Source organism: Rhizobium sp. BK196, assembly GCF_014193255.1.
Lineage (GTDB): Bacteria > Pseudomonadota > Alphaproteobacteria > Rhizobiales > Rhizobiaceae > Rhizobium.
Window position 1 is genome coordinate 238,574 of sequence record NZ_JACHZB010000006.1, and the last position, 15,566, is coordinate 254,139.

The following is a 15,566-nucleotide window of genomic DNA, read 5'->3' on the forward strand; positions in this document are numbered from 1 at the left end:
GCTAACCTCCCATCCGGTTCAGCCGGCTGCGCGGGTCATTGTATTCGTTCATCGACATGGACAGGAGAAACAGCGCCAGGAAGAGAACGACGATGACGGCAACGGGTGCAGCCACCCACCACCAGGTGCCGGCGATGAGCGCCGAATGGGCGTTGGCCCAGTAGATCATCATGCCCATGGTCGGCGTCTCGATATCGGTGAAGCCGAGCACCGACAGGGTGATCTCCATCCCGATCGACCAGATCATGTTGTTCATCGTGGTGGCGAAGACGATCGGCAGAACATAGGGGAGGTGCTCTTCAACGAGGATCTTGCTCATGCTCATCCCGGAGTAGACGCTTTGGGTGGTGAAGGGTCTCGTCTTCAGACCGATTGCGACCGAACGAATAAGACGGGCGTCGTAGGACCAGCCGAGCGAGGCCATTATGACGATCAGCGCCACCCAGGTCATGTTGTCCTTCAGCACGAAATAGAAAAGGATCAGCAGCGGAAATTGCGGGATGACCATGACGCTGTCGTTGATCGCCATCAGAACTCGGTCGACCGTGCCGCCGGCATAACCGGCGACGAGGCCGACAACCAGCGAGATGATGCGCGAGAGAAAGGCGACGCCGATGCCGAAATAGAGGGTGTTGCGAAGGCCGGTCGTCAACTGCCAGAAAACGTCCTGGCCGCGCGATGTCGTGCCGAGCCAATATTCGCCGTCCGGCGGCATGTCGGGCGGCAAGAGATAGATGTCGGTCGCGCCATAGGGCGAGAAATAGGACAGGATCACCAATCCGACGATGACGGCAAAGAGCATCAAGCCGCAGAGAAATTCCATGTTCTGGCGCGCGAGGTCGCGGATGATCGTAAACATGCTCTATTCCACCTTGATGCGCGGATCGATCAGCGGGCTCAGAATGTCGATGATGAACACGGCGGCAGCAACGCCGACGATCGACAATGCGCTGAGGCCGAGGACCAGGCTGTAGTCGCCGGCATGCACTGCCGAGATCAGCAGGTTTCCGATACCGGGATAGCCGAAGACGATCTCTGTGATGACGGTGCCGTTGAAGATCCCGCCGAGTGACATGGCAAGCCCAGTGAATTGCGGCACCATGGCATTGCGGGCGATGTAGGAGCGGAGGATTTTCCGCTTCGGAACGCCGCCGAGCTCGGCGAAGACGACGTAATCGTCGGTGATGATGTTGGAAACAAGCGCGCGCATCCCGATCAGCCAGCTGCCGGCCCCGACCAGGATCAGCGACAAGGCCGGCAGGATGGAATGTTCCAGGATATCGAGGACGAGCGCGAAGGAGAGATCCAGATTGGTGTTCATCTCGTAGCCGCCGGTGATTGGCAGCACCGGCCAGAGATAGCCGAACAGAATGAGAAGCACGAAGGCGAGAATATAATAGGGAATGGGAAGCAGGGCGATAAAGACGAGGCTGACGGCCTTCAGCACCATATCCTTCCTGTAATAGCCGGCGAGCGCGCCGATCGCATTTCCGAGCACGAAGGTGATCAGGGTGGACACCGTCATCAGCCCGATGGTCCAGGGCAGTGACCGCAGAATGATGGTGGAGACAGGTGTGGGAAAAGCCGAGAGCGAGGGGCCGAGATCACCGGTCGCAAGCCGCAGCCAAAAATGCAGATATTGCTGCCAGATCGAACCCTCCATTCCATAGAGCTCTCGCAGCGACTGACGCATCAGTTCGATCGCATTCGGATCGGATTGCCCCATCTGCGTGATGGCGCCTATGCTTTCTTCGACCGGATCGATCGGGGTCAGGTGGGTGACGAAGAATGTTATGGTCACCCCAAGAAATACGACGAGCAGAAACTGACCGAACCGCTTCAGCACAAAGATCAGATAGGACGTCATAGAGCAGTGGTTCCTCTCTGGTTCCCTTTCGAAAGGATCGACGAGCATGGCAGCTGCGGCACATGCCCGTCGATAGGGGGCCGGCGCGACACGGCCGCGCCGGCGTTGGGGAGGATTATTTCGGTTGAGCCGGTTTCAGTTTGACCATCATCAGCCTCGAATTCGCCCAATTCGGCACCGGGTCGGTATAGGGGTCTGATATCGTCGGATAACCGGTCCAATAAGTCGTATCCATCGAGGTGAAGACGTTATAGGACATCAGCGGGATCGTCGGCATGTCGCGGGCGACCAGCTTCAGATAATCGTTGCCGAGCTCGATGCCCTTCGGATCGTCGGCGCTGATGCCGCGGATGCTTTCGATGATCTTATCGAGCTCCGGATTGCTCCAACGCTGCCAGTTGCGCGGCGGCTGATTGTCACCTTTCTTTGCCACGAATTGCGAGTGCCAGCTGTCGAGGAAGAAGGACAGGTCGGGATCGCCGCCCCAGGTCTCGACGCTCCAGGCAATCGCCACCTGGAAATCGCCGGGCTGCAGCGCAACCTGCCACAGTTTCGCAACGGGCACGGCTTTTGCGTCGATGCCGAAAGAAGCCCATTGCTGTGCGATGAGCGTGCCCGCCCGGGTGAAGACGGAGCGCGTGTCGCCCTCAACCGTCATCCGGATCTTGAACGGCTGGCCATCGGGGGTCATCCATTTGCCGCCAGTTTTCTTGAAGCCGGCTTTTTCCAGAAGTTCGGCTGCTGCCTGCGGATCCGGTTTCCACCAGCCATAGCCGAATGCCGTGGTGATCGCCGCCGGATCGGTCGGGATCTGGTCCTTGAACTTCGGCTGCTTGCGCAGGATATCGGCAACCTGTTGTCCGATCGTCGGATCATAAGGTTTGATCTTCCGTTTGCCGGTATCGATCTCGAAATTCTTCAGCCAGTCCTGCATCGGCGCCTGGTAGTCTTTCATCGTGGCTGCCGTCGGCGGTACGCCGAGGGCCGACAGCGTGGCAGCGCCGCGGTAGCTCGCCATGTCTACAGCCTTGATGTCGATCAAAAGGGCAAGCGCCCAGCGGACATCGGGATTGGCAAAAGCCGGATCCTGGGTATTGAAGATCACTGCCGGAAGTGTCGGATCCGGATGGGCGAAAGGAAAGCCAGGGAACCAGGTCTCGACCGACTTGGACTTCTCCTTAAGGGTAAACATGCCCTCGGGCGTATTGTCATGAATGATATCGAGATTATGCTCGAGCTGCGCGATGGTGCGTTTATCTGGCGGGCCTGGATCGACATAGGTCACATATTTCGGGGCCGGCTCGCCGAAGCGCGCAAGCGATGTTCGCTGCCAGTCGTCACGCTTTTCCCAGGTATACCATTGGCCCTGGGGGTCATAGGCCTTGAGCTTGTAAGCGCCAAGGGAAACCGGGTTGGCGAAATCATAGCGAAGCGGATCGGCCACCTTCTCGAAGACATGCTTAGGCATGATCCAGGCACCGTTCCAGCGGACGGTGAAGATCGCATGGAAACGGGAGTTGGGCTTCTTCAGCTTGAAGACGACCGTATAGGGATCGGTCGCTTCAACACTCGCCACCTGCACGGAAAAGGCAGCACTCCAGACCATGCCGGGATGGTCCATCTGTGTCTTGACCGTATAGACGAGGTCGTCGGCGGTGAATTCCACGCCGTCGCTCCAGTAGAGCCCCTTGCGCAGCTTCACCGTCATTTCGGTGAAGTCGGCATTATATTGCGGCTTGTCGGCGGCAAGGGAATTGTCCCAAGGCGAGCCGCCGAGACCTTTTTCCGGATCGATGTACCAGAGCGTGTCCATGGTCAACTGTTGCAGGCCGGTTGAAACGCCGCCACCGCCGTTGACCCAAATATTGAACCAGCCGGGATTCTTGATCGTGCCTTCCGGGTTTTCGACGATGAGAGTGTCCTTCCGGGGCAAGGATTTATAGTCATCCGCCTTAGCCGCGGCCATCAGGCCGAGCGTCGCCAAGGCGACGCCGAATGCAAGCTTCTTCCAATGCTGCATTTTCTCCTCCCTTTGAATGCGACGAGAGCGCGGCCGCAATGGACGCATGGGACGTCGCGGTTTTGGGGTTCGCAGCGGCATCGGGACTTGCACTTTTCAGGTCCGATGCTTCTGCGAACCATTCCTCCGGCTCGGCTGCCTCCTCGCAGCGAGCGGATATTCTCCAGGCCAGCACGAGAGCGATGGCCGGAAAGATCTCAGATCGACAGCCGGATTACGCTGTAAGACTGAGGCTTCAGGCTCGCGCGCAATCTGCCGTCCTCGATTTTCGCGTTTTCGATTTTGATCGGGACGACAGTCTCCGGCTGCCGTGCGGTATTGACCGCTTGCAAATCAGGATGCGTCATCTCCACCTGCTCAAGCACACGGGCATCGGTAAAGCCGTCCAGCCGGGCGTCGAGATCAAGCGCGCTTTGCGGATGACGGTTGACGACAAAGAAGGTCAGCGTCTGGCCGTCATCGGAAAGGACCGCTGATGCGTCGAGGTAGGGGACGTCGTCCGCTTCGTCGCAGTCATAGGTCGGCCCGTCGGCGATGAGCTGCAAGGTAGAGCCACGGCCGTATTTCGATGCGAAATAGAAAGGGTAATAGATCGTCTGACGCCAGGCCGGACCGCCATTCTCGGTCATGATCGGAGCGATGACGTTGACGAGCTGGGCGATGCAGGCGATGCGCACGCGGTCCGAGCGGCGAATGAAAGTGTTGAGAATACCGCCGACCTGCAGGACGTCCTCGAAATTATAGACATCCTCCAAAAGATGCGGCGCATCCGGCCATTCGTTCTTTGCCAGGATATCCTTGTCCTGCTGGTTGGAATGATACCACACATTCCATTCGTCGAAGGAAATGCCGATCGTCTTCTTCGACCGCTTCTTTGCCTTGATATAGTCGATCACGCCGCCGATGGTGGTGATGTAGCGGTCGAGTTTGGTTGTGCGGGCAAGGTAATTGAGCGTGTTCTTCTCGCGGTTTGCGAAATACATGTGCAGGGAAATATAGTCGGCGCTGTCATAGCATTCGTTAAGGACCTGCGCTTCCCAGTCCGGATAGGTCTGCATGTCGGAATGCGATGAGCCGCACACAACCAGTTCCAGCGACTTGTCGAAATTCCGCATGGCCTTTGCCGTTTCGTCGGCAAGCCGGCCATATTCATGCGCCGACTTATGTCCGACCTGCCAGGGGCCATCCATTTCGTTGCCGAGGCACCACAACTTGACATTATGGGGTGTTTCCCAACCATGCTTGCGACGCAGATCAGACCAATAGGTGCCGCCGGGATGGTTGCAGTATTCGAGGAAATTGCGGGCCGAATCCAGCCCGCGTGAGCCGAGATTGACGGCGAGCATCGGCTCGGTCTTCGCCTTCTTACACCAGTCGACGAACTCATTGACGCCGATCTGGTTGCTTTCACGGGTGCGCCAGGCAAGATCGAGACGAACAGGACGCTCCGAACGCGGACCGATGCCGTCCTGCCAGTCGTAGGCAGAAACGAAATTGCCGCCGGGGTAACGACAGTAGGGTGTGTCGAGTTGCCTTACGAGATCGATGACGTCTTGCCGGAAGCCGTTCGCGTCGGCTGTCGGATGCCCTGGTTCGTAGATGCCGCCATAAACGGCTCTTCCGAGATGCTCAAGGAACGAACTATAGAGTCTGGGATCAATGCTCGCGACCCGAAAATCGCGATGAACAACAACGTTCGCTTTCAACGAACCCTCCCGTAAATATCGATTTCTTCGTTCTTATACAGCTATCTTGATAGCTTGAGAGCAGGGAGTCAATTGACTATCGCGTACGTAACGCGATGCGGGGATATCAAAAATAATTATTATTTTTCAGCAAGTTATACCAAAATAAACCTGCTGCGGACGCAGAAAATAATGCGATATTGAAATCACGATTGCCGATATTCACCATTAAACATAGAGCCGCATGACGATGTCGCGGCCGTAATTTCCAAACCCGCGGCCGAATATATTCACGCCGCCGGTATGACTGGCATTCTCGGCAATGCCGACCCGCAGGCGGATCGAGGAATGCTGAGCCAGCGCAAGGTCTTCAACCGTGACGTTGGAGGTCGAGACGCCGTCGATGAATGTGCCGCGTGTGGAAATGCGCCAGGTCTTGAGCTTGCCGTATTGGGAACCTTCAAGCTTCCACCAGCCAGGCGTATAGGCGCCGCGCTTGTCGCCGTAGTCGCCTGGAGAAGTCCATGTGCCGACCGGCATTCCATTGACCCAAAGCGTGATGTCGGAGGGCCAGTTCGGATTGGTGCCCGGTACTTCCGAGGACAGTTCCATCGAGAATTCGATCGCGCGCACATCCTTATTCAGGACTTTGGCATTGTTGGGGAATTTGTATTCGACAAAGCCCCTGCCGAACCACACGAGACCTGCCTGCATGCGTTGCGGATCAAGGAAATAATCGGGAACGTCGAGCAGGCCAATTACGCTGTCACTCGAGCAGAGGCCGCAAGGGGCATGGATGTCGCAACTCGTATAGAGCCCAACCGGCATCTCGACCTCGATGACGTCGTCTGCCTTGTTTACGGACTTGTCTTCAAAGCTGATGAGGATTTCGTCATAGACTGCAGAGCAGATCTTCTGGTTGCCCTTCCGGCCTTTGGCGAGGCGGGATTCAACCAGCCCCACCTCTTCCAGAATTTGAATTCCGGTTGCGACGGTTGACTGCGGCAGCGATAGCGCTCGGGCCATGTCGTTGACGTTCAGGGGACCCTTCGAGCACAATAGTTTGAGGAGTTGCAGGCGTCCTGGCGCAGCGAGAGCTTTTATAACGGTGTCGTTGACTCCGGCTTCGATCGTCAAAAACGAGCGTTCCATGATCTCTCCAGGTTGCGTCACACATGGATTTATATCGACAATCCTGATACGGGCAAGGCGGAGGAGAAGGATATCAATCGATTTCTTTGATTTTAATCCTGGCATTCGTTTAAGAGGATGAGCGGCGGCCGTTTTGTGGCGCCGGCCCCCACTATGCGATGCCGATAATCTCTGGAACAAAGGCGGTGATCTTGCCGTTCGATGGGGCGTCCGTCACCATGGAACCGCGTGCCAGACGCGCTGCGACTTCGCCGATCATGCGGCGCGGCGATTTGGATGTGGCAATCCTCACGGGGAGGGCGGCCGCGAGTTCCAACCCGTTGAAGCCGGCCATCAGAATATCATCGGTTCGAGAAGCCTCCATGCCGGCGAAAGCGCCTCCGACCGCCATGTCGTCGTTGGAGTAATAGATGCAGTCGAGGTTGGGCTCGGCACGCAGCAACTCATGCGTCAGATATTTGCCGAGACCGACTGAGGAAAGGGTGTCGCCGAGCCTTTGCCCGATGAAGGTGAGCCGATGTTCGAGCAGGACGCGCTCGAAGCCGGCCTTGCGTTTTGCAGCGCGCAGGTCCCGCTCCAGCACGCTGCCAATGTACCCGAAACGCTTCCGCCCGGCGGCAATCAGTGCTCTTGCCATCTCCTCGCCTGCCTTTCCGTGTGACAGGCCGACATTGAAATCGATCGGCGTACCGTCGAGGTCCATGATCTGAATGATAGGAATTTCCGCGCTTTTCAGCATTTTCACCGTGTCTTCGGGCTGGTCGAGACCGGTGACGATAATGGCGCTCGGCCGCCAGGACAGCATGTCTCTGATAACATCCCGTTCCTTGCGCGTGTCGTAGTCCGAGAGACCGAACACTGCCTGCATCCCCGATCCCTCAAGCCCGGTCGAAATGCCCGCGAGCACTTCCGGAAAGACAATGTTGGACATGCTCGGCACCACGACGGCGACGAGGTTGGTTCGCTGTGATGACAATGAAAGGGCGAGTTGGTTGCCGACATAGCCCAACTGCTCCGTTGCCTTCAGCACTCTCTGGCGAGTTTCGGGAGAGACATCAGGCGCGCCACGCAGCGCCCGGGACACAGTCATCTTACTCACGCCAGCGGCCGCGGCAACTTCTTCCAGAGTGGATTTGCGTATCCCCAAACGATCCCCCCATTCGGTGCCGACATCGGCGCGTGCGCCAGTCATAAGCCGATTGCGCGAAAAGTGGAACTGGCGGCGCTTGACATACATTACCAAAATAAGGCTTGTTACCGATACCGGTATCGATAACACAGAGCCTGTGGCTGATGATTTGTCGTGGAGGAAGGGCTGTGCAGGACGTGCAGACAGCAGCGGTCATCGGTCTTGGCTCGATGGGATGGGGCGCTGCCCTGTCGCTTCTGAGAGCGGGTTTTACCGTCTACGGATGTGACCTCCGGTCTGATGTGTTGCAGCGCTTTTCGGACGCGGGCGGCAAATCCTGCGAGACACCATCCGAAGCCACCGCGGAAGCCGCCGCAGTGTTCGTGTTCGTCGTCAATAGCAGCCAGGCCGAGCAAGTCTTGTTCGGGCCGGGGCGCGCGCTGGAGACGGCTCGCGCCGGCACCGTGTTTCTCCTTTGCGCTACCATGGCGCCAAGCGCCACAATTGCAATAGCCGATCGGCTGGAGGCCGCCGGCATGCTTGTCGTCGACGCGCCGGTTTCGGGCGGCCACGCCAAGGCACTTTCCGGAGAGATGGTCGTCATGGGTTCTGGTTCGCCGGAAGCTTTCGCGCGCGCAAAACCGGCGCTCGATGCGGTCGCCGGCAACGTGTTTCGGTTGGGGGACAGGCCCGGCACCGGCTCACAGGTGAAGATGATCAATCAGCTCCTCGCCGGCGTGCATATCGCGGTGACCGCCGAGGCGATGACGTTTGCGGCCAAGACCGGGATCGACCTGAAGACGCTTTACGAGGTGCTGCGGGTTTCGGCTGGCTCCTCCTGGATGTTCGAGAACCGGGGCGAACATATCGTCTCGGGAGACTATACGCCGCGCTCGGCAGTCGACATCTTCGTCAAGGATCTCGGCATCGTCGCCTCTGAAGCAGAGCGGGCAGGTGCCGCTACCCCTCTCGCGGCGGCCGCGCTCGCGCTCTTCCGGCAGGCATCCGAAGCCGGTCTCGGCAAGCAAGATGATGCCGCCGTGGCAAAGGTCCTTGCCGAAAAGAGCGGTGTCGTCCTGCCGGGCATGACGGTTATTCGCTGACAGGTACTGGGCAAAGGAGACATGAGACTTATGTTCGATTGCTACCACCCGCAGATCATGCAAGGTAATCTGACCTGCAGGTTGCAGTTTTGATTGATTTTATCTGACCGGTAACGTTCTTGCATATCGGTCGGAGCTTTGGAAAACTTGAAGGAATAGATGGCGTTGCGCTTGGTGTGACGCGCGGAATCCGACTGGGGAGAACGGGTTCCGATCTGACACGAAGTCGTCTCGAAGAACGAGATCGGCGGCGCTGGGAGGTAAACTGACATGCATGTGATGATTTTGGGTGCGGCAGGCATGGTCGGCCGCAAACTGGTCGAAAGAATTGCCCGCGAACCTGACGCGCTCGGCACTTCGATCAGCCGATTGACGCTGGTCGACGCATTTCAACCGCCGGTGCCTGAAGCCCTTCGGTTCCTGTCAAACACCATGACGGTCGATCTTGCCCGGGCGGGCGTCGCCGACAAGCTGATCGAGGCGAGGCCCGATCTGATCTTTCATCTGGCGGCGATCGTTTCAGGCGAGGCGGAGGCGGATTTCGATAAAGGCTATGCTGTCAACCTCGATGGGACACGGGCACTGTTCGACGCGATCCGCCAAGAGGGTCTGAAGTCCGACTACATGCCCCGTGTCGTGTTTGCTTCCTCGATCGCCGTATTCGGCACGCCTTTCCCTGATGTCATCCCGGACGAATTCTTTTCCACGCCCCTGACGAGTTACGGCACCCAAAAGGCAATCGCCGAGCTGCTGCTTGCCGACTATTCGCGCCGTGGCATTTTCGATGGTATCGGCATTCGCCTGCCGACGATCTGCGTGCGACCAGGTGCGCCGAACAAGGCCGCCTCCGGTTTCTTCTCCAATATTCTGCGTGAGCCGCTCGCCGGTAAGCCAGCGGTGCTGCCGGTCAATGACGCTGTCCGGCACTGGTTCGCAAGCCCGAGGGCGGCGGTCGGGTTTTTCGTTCATGCTGCAAAAATCGATACGGCAGAAGTGGGGCCGCGGCGCAACCTGACCATGCCGGGGCTCTCGGCCCTGGTTTCCGAGGAAATTGATGCCCTTCGCCGTATTGCAGGCGACAAGGCCGTCGCGTTGATCAGGCGCGAGAGCGATCCTGCGATCGAACGTATCGTTGCCGGCTGGCCGACCCAGTTCGACGCGAAGAGAGCCTCCGCACTCGGCTTTAAGGCGGAGACAAGTTTCGACGAGATCCTGCAGGTGCATATCGAGGACGAACTCGGCGGGAGGATTGGATGAGTGGAGGTTCCGGTGTGCAGCCGAAGATTGCCCTGGTGACCGGTGGTGGTACGGGCGTTGGCCGTGCGATTGCCAAAGGGCTCGGTGCGGCCGGCTACAGGGTGGTCATCTCTGGACGGCGCGCCGAGATTCTCGAGAAAGCCGCTGCCGAACTTGGGAGCGAGACAGGTGCGGAAGTGGTCGCAGTCGGTGCCGATGTCGGCGATCCAGTCTCGGTGAAAGCATTGTTCGACACGATCGCAAATCGGTATGGCCGCCTCGATCTGCTGGTCAACAATGCCGGTGTCTCGGTGCCGGGCGTACCGCTGGAAGATGTGTCTTTCGAAGACTGGAGCGCCATCGTGTCGGCCAATCTGACGGGCGCCTTTCTCTGCACGCAGCAGGCGTTCAGGCTGATGAAGAGCCAGACGCCGCGTGGCGGCCGCATCATCAACAATGGCTCGGTTTCGGCAACGACGCCACGCCCCAATTCCGCGCCCTATACGGCGACAAAGCACGCCATTACCGGTCTTACAAAATCGACTGCGCTTGACGGGCGTGAATTCGATATTGCCTGCGGCCAGATCGATATCGGCAACGCGGCAAGCGACATGACGAAGAGGATCGCCGCCGGCGTCCTTCAGGCCAACGGCACGACTGCCGCGGAGGCGACCATCGACGCCGCCCATGTTGCCGATGCGGTCGTCTACATGGCGGGTCTGCCGCTGAGCGCCAATGTGCTGACGATGACCGTTATGGCGACCAAAATGCCCTTTGTCGGGCGCGGATAACCGGCGGCAGCCGTCGGTGAAGCCTGAGTAGACGAATACATAGCATGTAGTGCTCGATATCTGGGAGGAGGGAGTATGGCAGGCGTTCAATTCGCGGATGTACGCAAATCGTTCGGTGCGTTTCCGGTCATCAAGGGCGTAAACATCGATATTGCGGATGGCGAATTCGTGATCCTGGTCGGACCGTCAGGCTGCGGCAAGTCCACGCTGCTGCGCATGCTGGCGGGGCTGGAAAACATCTCCGCGGGCGAAATCCGGATCGGCGGGCGGGTTGTGAATACTTTGCCGCCGAAGGATCGCGACATTGCCATGGTGTTCCAGAACTACGCGCTTTACCCGCACATGACGGTACAGCAGAACATGGGCTTTTCGCTGATGCTCAACAAGGCCCCGAAAGCGGAGGCCGAGAACCGCGTAAAATACGCCGCAGGCATTCTCGGCCTCGACGCACTGCTCGACCGCTATCCGCGCCAGCTTTCCGGCGGCCAGCGCCAGCGTGTCGCCATGGGCCGGGCTATCGTGCGCGATCCGGAAGTCTTTCTCTTCGATGAACCGCTCTCCAATCTCGACGCGAAGCTGCGTGTCGCCATGCGAGCCGAGATCAAGGAACTGCACCAGCGGCTGAAGACCACGACCGTTTACGTCACCCATGACCAGATCGAAGCGATGACGATGGCCGACAAGATCGTCGTCATGCATGACGGGATCGTCGAACAAGTGGGCTCGCCTCTGGAGCTCTACGACAAGCCGGCCAATCTCTTCGTCGGCGGCTTCATCGGCTCGCCGGCGATGAACATGATCAAGGGCAGGCTCGATCCCGAAAATGCAAGCCGCTTCATCACCGCCGATGGCACGGCGCTGCCGGTTGCCAATACGCCGGACAGCGCAAGAGGCCGTGACCTGATCTACGGACTTCGTCCGGAATATATCTTGCTCGATCCCAATGGCCTGTCAGGCGAAATTGTGGTGATCGAGCCGACCGGCTACGAGACGCATCTCACGCTGAGACTCGGCGGCAGCGATCTCAATTGCGTCTTCCGCGAACGTGTCAATGCGCGCCCAGGCGAAAGCTTGAATGTCGCAATCGACGCCTCGCATGTTCATCTTTTCGATGCCGAAGGCGGCCAGAGGTTGACCGGCTGACGCCTTCAGCGGAGCGCGGGAGAGGAGGAGTCTTCCGTTCATCCGTCAGCAAGCATCCCATTTCCGGATGCAGGTACCGTCGTTCATCGAGCGGGAGATGGATGTCGGAAAATCTCTCCCGCTTTTTTAATGAGGAGGAATATCATGACAATCAAGAGACGTGAATTTCTTGCTGCTTCGGCGGCCGCAGCCGGCGTCGCCGGTCTGGGCATCAGGCCTTCCTTCGCACAGGCCGAACCGACCTATAAGCCGGAAAGCGGCGCGAGCCTGCGCCTGCTGCGCTGGACGCCCTTCGTCAAGGGCGATGAGGACGCCTGGCTTGCAAACACCAAGAAATTCACCGAGGCCACCGGCGTCGAGGTCCGCATCGACAAGGAGAGCTGGGAAGATATTCGCCCGAAGGCCGCAGTCGCTGCCAATGTCGGCTCGGGGCCTGACCTCATCATGTGCTGGTTCGACGATGCCCATCAGTATCCGGACAAGCTGGTCGACCTGACGGAACTCGCCAATTATCTCGGCAACAAATATGGCGGCTGGTACGACGGCTTGAAAGGTTATGCTTCGCGCGGGGATACGTTCATTGCCATGCCGCTGACGACGATCGGCAATGCGGTCGTTTATCGCGATACCCACGTGAAGGCGGCCGGCTTCAGCGAATTTCCGAAGGATACGGCAGGTTTCCTCGAGCTTTGCAAGGCGATGAAGGCCAAGGGCACCCCCGCTGGCTTCCCGCACGGGAAGGCCGTCGGCGATGGCAACAACTATGCCCACTGGCTGCTCTGGAGCCACGGCGGCAAGATGGTCGACGAAGGCGGCAAGGTGACGATCAACAGCCCGGAAACGCTGGCTTCGATCAACTACGCCAAGGAGCTCTATGCGACCTTCATTCCGGGCACTGAAAGCTGGCAGGACGTCAACAACAACCGTGCCTTCCTCGCCGGCCAGGTTTCACTGATCGCCAACGGCGTTTCGGTCTATTACACCGCTAAGAACGATCCGAAGCTCGCCGACATCGCCAAGGACATCCGCACGACGAACTTCCCGATCGGGCCTGTCGGCAAGAGCGTGGAACTTTTCCAGACGAGTTCGCTGCTGCTCTTCAAGCACAGCAAATATCCAGAGGCCGCAAAGGCCTATATCAAGTTCATGATGGAAGCCGACCAGATGAACGCCTGGATCCAGGGCTCCAGCGCTTATTGCTGCCAGCCTCTCAAGGCGTTCGCGAAGAATCCGATCTGGACTGCCGATCCGGTCCATGCGCCTTACGCGCTTGCTTCCGAAAAGCTGCGTCCGAACGGCTATGCCGGACCGCTCGGCTATGCCTCGGCGGCGACTATGGCGGACTACGTGCTGGTCGACATGTATGCCGCTGCTGTCACCGGCCAAAAGTCGCCAGAGGATGCGATGAAGGAGGCCGAGCGCCGGGCAAACCGCTACTACCGCGTTTGATCCCATCTTTCCAAGACTTGCGGCATGCCGGAAACGACGTGCCGCAAGCCCCTAGGGCATATCGCAATCTGGAGATAAGCAATGTCGACGGTGAATTCCGGAGATACGCGCGGATCGGCATCCTCGCTCCTGCAGAACAACAACGTGCTCGGCTTCCTGTTCATGCTGCCGGCGGCGGTCTTCCTGGTATGCTTCCTGACCTATCCGCTTGGGCTCGGTGTCTGGCTCGGTTTCACCGATACCCGCATTGGCCGCGATGGTATCTTCATCGGTCTGGAAAACTACCAATATCTGATGGACGACAATGTCTTCTGGCTGTCGGTCTTCAACACCGTCCTCTATACTTTCATCGCATCGCTGCTGAAGTTCGCGCTCGGCCTGTGGCTTGCGCTGCTTTTGAACCAGCATCTGCCGTTCAAGAGTTTTTTCCGGGCGATCGTGCTTCTGCCCTGGGTCGTGCCGACCGTGTTGTCGGGCCTGGCCTTCTGGTGGATCTACGATTCCCAGTTTTCGATCATTTCCTGGTCGCTGATGCAGCTTGGCCTGATCGATGCGCCGATCAACTTCCTCGGCGATCCCACCAATGCGCGCATTTCAGTCATTATCGCCAATGTCTGGCGCGGGATTCCCTTCGTGGCGATCTCGCTGCTTGCCGGTCTGCAGACCATTCCGGCTTCGCTGCAGGAAGCCGCCTCGCTTGACGGGGCGACCAGCTGGCAGCGTTTCCGCTATGTGACGTTGCCGATGCTGACGCCGATCATCGCTGTCGTGATGACGTTCTCGGTGCTCTTCACCTTCACGGATTTCCAGCTCATCTACGTGCTGACCAAGGGCGGGCCGGTCAACGCCACGCATCTGATGGCGACATTGTCGTTCCAACGCGGCATTCCCGGCGGCCAGCTCGGCGAGGGTGCCGCGATCGCAGTCGCCATGATCCCGTTCCTGCTCGGCGCGATTATGTTCAGCTTCTTCGGTCTGCAGCGCCGCAAATGGCAGCAGGGCGGTCAGGACTAGGGAGAAAGATATGTCGACCAATTCCAACACCGCCAATGCCGCCCTGACCGACAATGTCGAAGGCATGAGTTATCTGAACCGCCTGCCGCGGCGGGTGGTGATGCTCTATCTGCCGATGGCGGTCTTCGTCTTCGTGCTGCTCTTCCCGTTCTACTGGATGGCGATCACCGCGGTGAAGCCAAACGAACAACTGACCGATTACAGCAATTACAGTCCGTTTTGGGTTGTCGGGCCGACGCTTGCCCATATCAAGTATCTGTTCCTCGAAACGTCTTACCCGGGCTGGATGTGGAACACGATCCTTGTCGCCGTCTGCTCGACCTTCCTGTCGCTGGTGGCATCGGTCTTCGGTGCCTATGCGATCGAGCGTGTGCGCTTCACCGGCTCGCGCTCCGTCGGCCTCGTCATCTTTCTGGCCTATCTTGTACCGCCATCGATCCTGTTCATTCCACTTGCCTTCATCGTTTTCAAGCTCGGCATCTATGACTCGCGCCTCGCGCTGATCTTCACCTATCCAACCTTCCTCATTCCCTTCTGCACATGGCTTCTGATGGGTTACTTCCGCTCGATCCCGTTCGAGCTGGAGGAAAGTGCGCTGGTGGATGGCGCCAATCGGTGGCAGATCCTGACGAAGATCATCCTGCCGCTGGCGGTACCCGGTCTCATCTCGGCCGGCATCTTCGCCTTCACCCTGTCATGGAACGAGTTCATCTACGCCCTGACTTTCATTCAATCGTCGGAAAACAAGACGATCCCGGTTGGCGTGCTGACCGAACTGGTGCGTGGGGACGTGTTTGAGTGGGGATCGCTGATGGCGGGGGCGCTGTTCGGCTCGCTGCCCGTCGTCATCCTCTACTCGTTCTTCGTGGACTATTACGTCTCGTCGATGACGGGGGCGGTCAAGGAGTGAACAAGGACTAGAAGCTGCCCTCACGCACTGACCGACCGTTCTTCTTCCGCCAATTCGTGAACGCTTA

Annotated in this window: 13 protein-coding genes; 7 read left to right on the top strand and 6 right to left on the bottom strand. The window is 58.6% G+C overall.

Annotated elements, in window-relative coordinates:
- Position 1: 1 nt before the first annotated feature.
- The 6 genes from FHT78_RS20535 to FHT78_RS20560 form a co-directional block, all read right to left on the bottom strand.
- Positions 2-859, bottom strand: a complete 858-nt coding sequence (locus FHT78_RS20535) for an ABC transporter permease (protein WP_183748113.1) — start codon at positions 857-859, stop codon at positions 2-4.
- 3 nt (positions 860-862) lie between these two features.
- Positions 863-1,867 (bottom strand): ABC transporter permease, encoded by a 1,005-nt coding sequence (locus tag FHT78_RS20540; RefSeq protein WP_183748114.1) that lies wholly within the window; start codon positions 1,865-1,867, stop codon positions 863-865.
- A 115-nt stretch (positions 1,868-1,982) separates the two neighbouring features.
- Positions 1,983-3,887, bottom strand: a complete 1,905-nt coding sequence (locus FHT78_RS20545) for an ABC transporter substrate-binding protein (protein WP_183748115.1) — start codon at positions 3,885-3,887, stop codon at positions 1,983-1,985.
- A gap of 197 nt (positions 3,888-4,084) precedes the next feature.
- Positions 4,085-5,593, bottom strand: a complete 1,509-nt coding sequence (locus FHT78_RS20550; protein WP_183748116.1) for an alpha-N-arabinofuranosidase — start codon at positions 5,591-5,593, stop codon at positions 4,085-4,087.
- Between the two features lie 207 nt (positions 5,594-5,800).
- Entirely contained in the window at positions 5,801-6,724 is a 924-nt protein-coding gene (locus tag FHT78_RS20555; RefSeq protein ID WP_183748117.1) for an ArsR family transcriptional regulator, read from the bottom strand.
- Between the two features lie 151 nt (positions 6,725-6,875).
- Positions 6,876-7,814 (bottom strand): LacI family DNA-binding transcriptional regulator, encoded by a 939-nt coding sequence (locus FHT78_RS20560; protein WP_246715395.1) that lies wholly within the window; start codon positions 7,812-7,814, stop codon positions 6,876-6,878.
- A 227-nt stretch (positions 7,815-8,041) separates the two neighbouring features.
- On the opposite strand from FHT78_RS20560, the gene ltnD reads away from it, so the two are divergent.
- The 7 genes from ltnD to FHT78_RS20595 all read left to right on the top strand — a co-directional run bounded on the left by ltnD (position 8,042) and on the right by FHT78_RS20595 (position 15,499).
- Positions 8,042-8,956, top strand: a complete 915-nt coding sequence (gene ltnD, locus FHT78_RS20565; protein WP_183748120.1) for an L-threonate dehydrogenase — start codon at positions 8,042-8,044, stop codon at positions 8,954-8,956.
- Between the two features lie 270 nt (positions 8,957-9,226).
- Positions 9,227-10,213, top strand: a complete 987-nt coding sequence (gene denD / locus FHT78_RS20570; protein ID WP_183748122.1) for a D-erythronate dehydrogenase — start codon at positions 9,227-9,229, stop codon at positions 10,211-10,213.
- Complete coding sequence (locus tag FHT78_RS20575; protein ID WP_183748124.1) at positions 10,210-10,983, top strand: SDR family oxidoreductase; 774 nt, start codon at positions 10,210-10,212, stop codon at positions 10,981-10,983. Before denD ends, FHT78_RS20575 begins: the two co-directional genes overlap by 4 nt.
- Before the next feature lie 75 nt (positions 10,984-11,058).
- Positions 11,059-12,126, top strand: coding sequence for a sn-glycerol-3-phosphate ABC transporter ATP-binding protein UgpC (gene ugpC / locus FHT78_RS20580; RefSeq protein WP_183748126.1), 1,068 nt, complete (start codon positions 11,059-11,061; stop codon positions 12,124-12,126).
- A gap of 144 nt (positions 12,127-12,270) precedes the next feature.
- Positions 12,271-13,575 carry an ABC transporter substrate-binding protein gene (locus tag FHT78_RS20585; RefSeq protein ID WP_183748128.1) on the top strand — a complete coding sequence of 435 codons (1,305 nt, stop codon included), beginning with the start codon at positions 12,271-12,273 and terminating at the stop codon, positions 13,573-13,575.
- A gap of 81 nt (positions 13,576-13,656) precedes the next feature.
- Positions 13,657-14,589 (top strand): sugar ABC transporter permease, encoded by a 933-nt coding sequence (locus tag FHT78_RS20590; RefSeq protein WP_183748130.1) that lies wholly within the window; start codon positions 13,657-13,659, stop codon positions 14,587-14,589.
- 10 nt (positions 14,590-14,599) lie between these two features.
- On the top strand, positions 14,600-15,499 hold the full coding sequence (locus FHT78_RS20595; RefSeq protein ID WP_183748132.1) for a carbohydrate ABC transporter permease: 900 nt from the start codon (positions 14,600-14,602) through the stop codon (positions 15,497-15,499).
- Positions 15,500-15,566 lie beyond the last annotated feature (67 nt).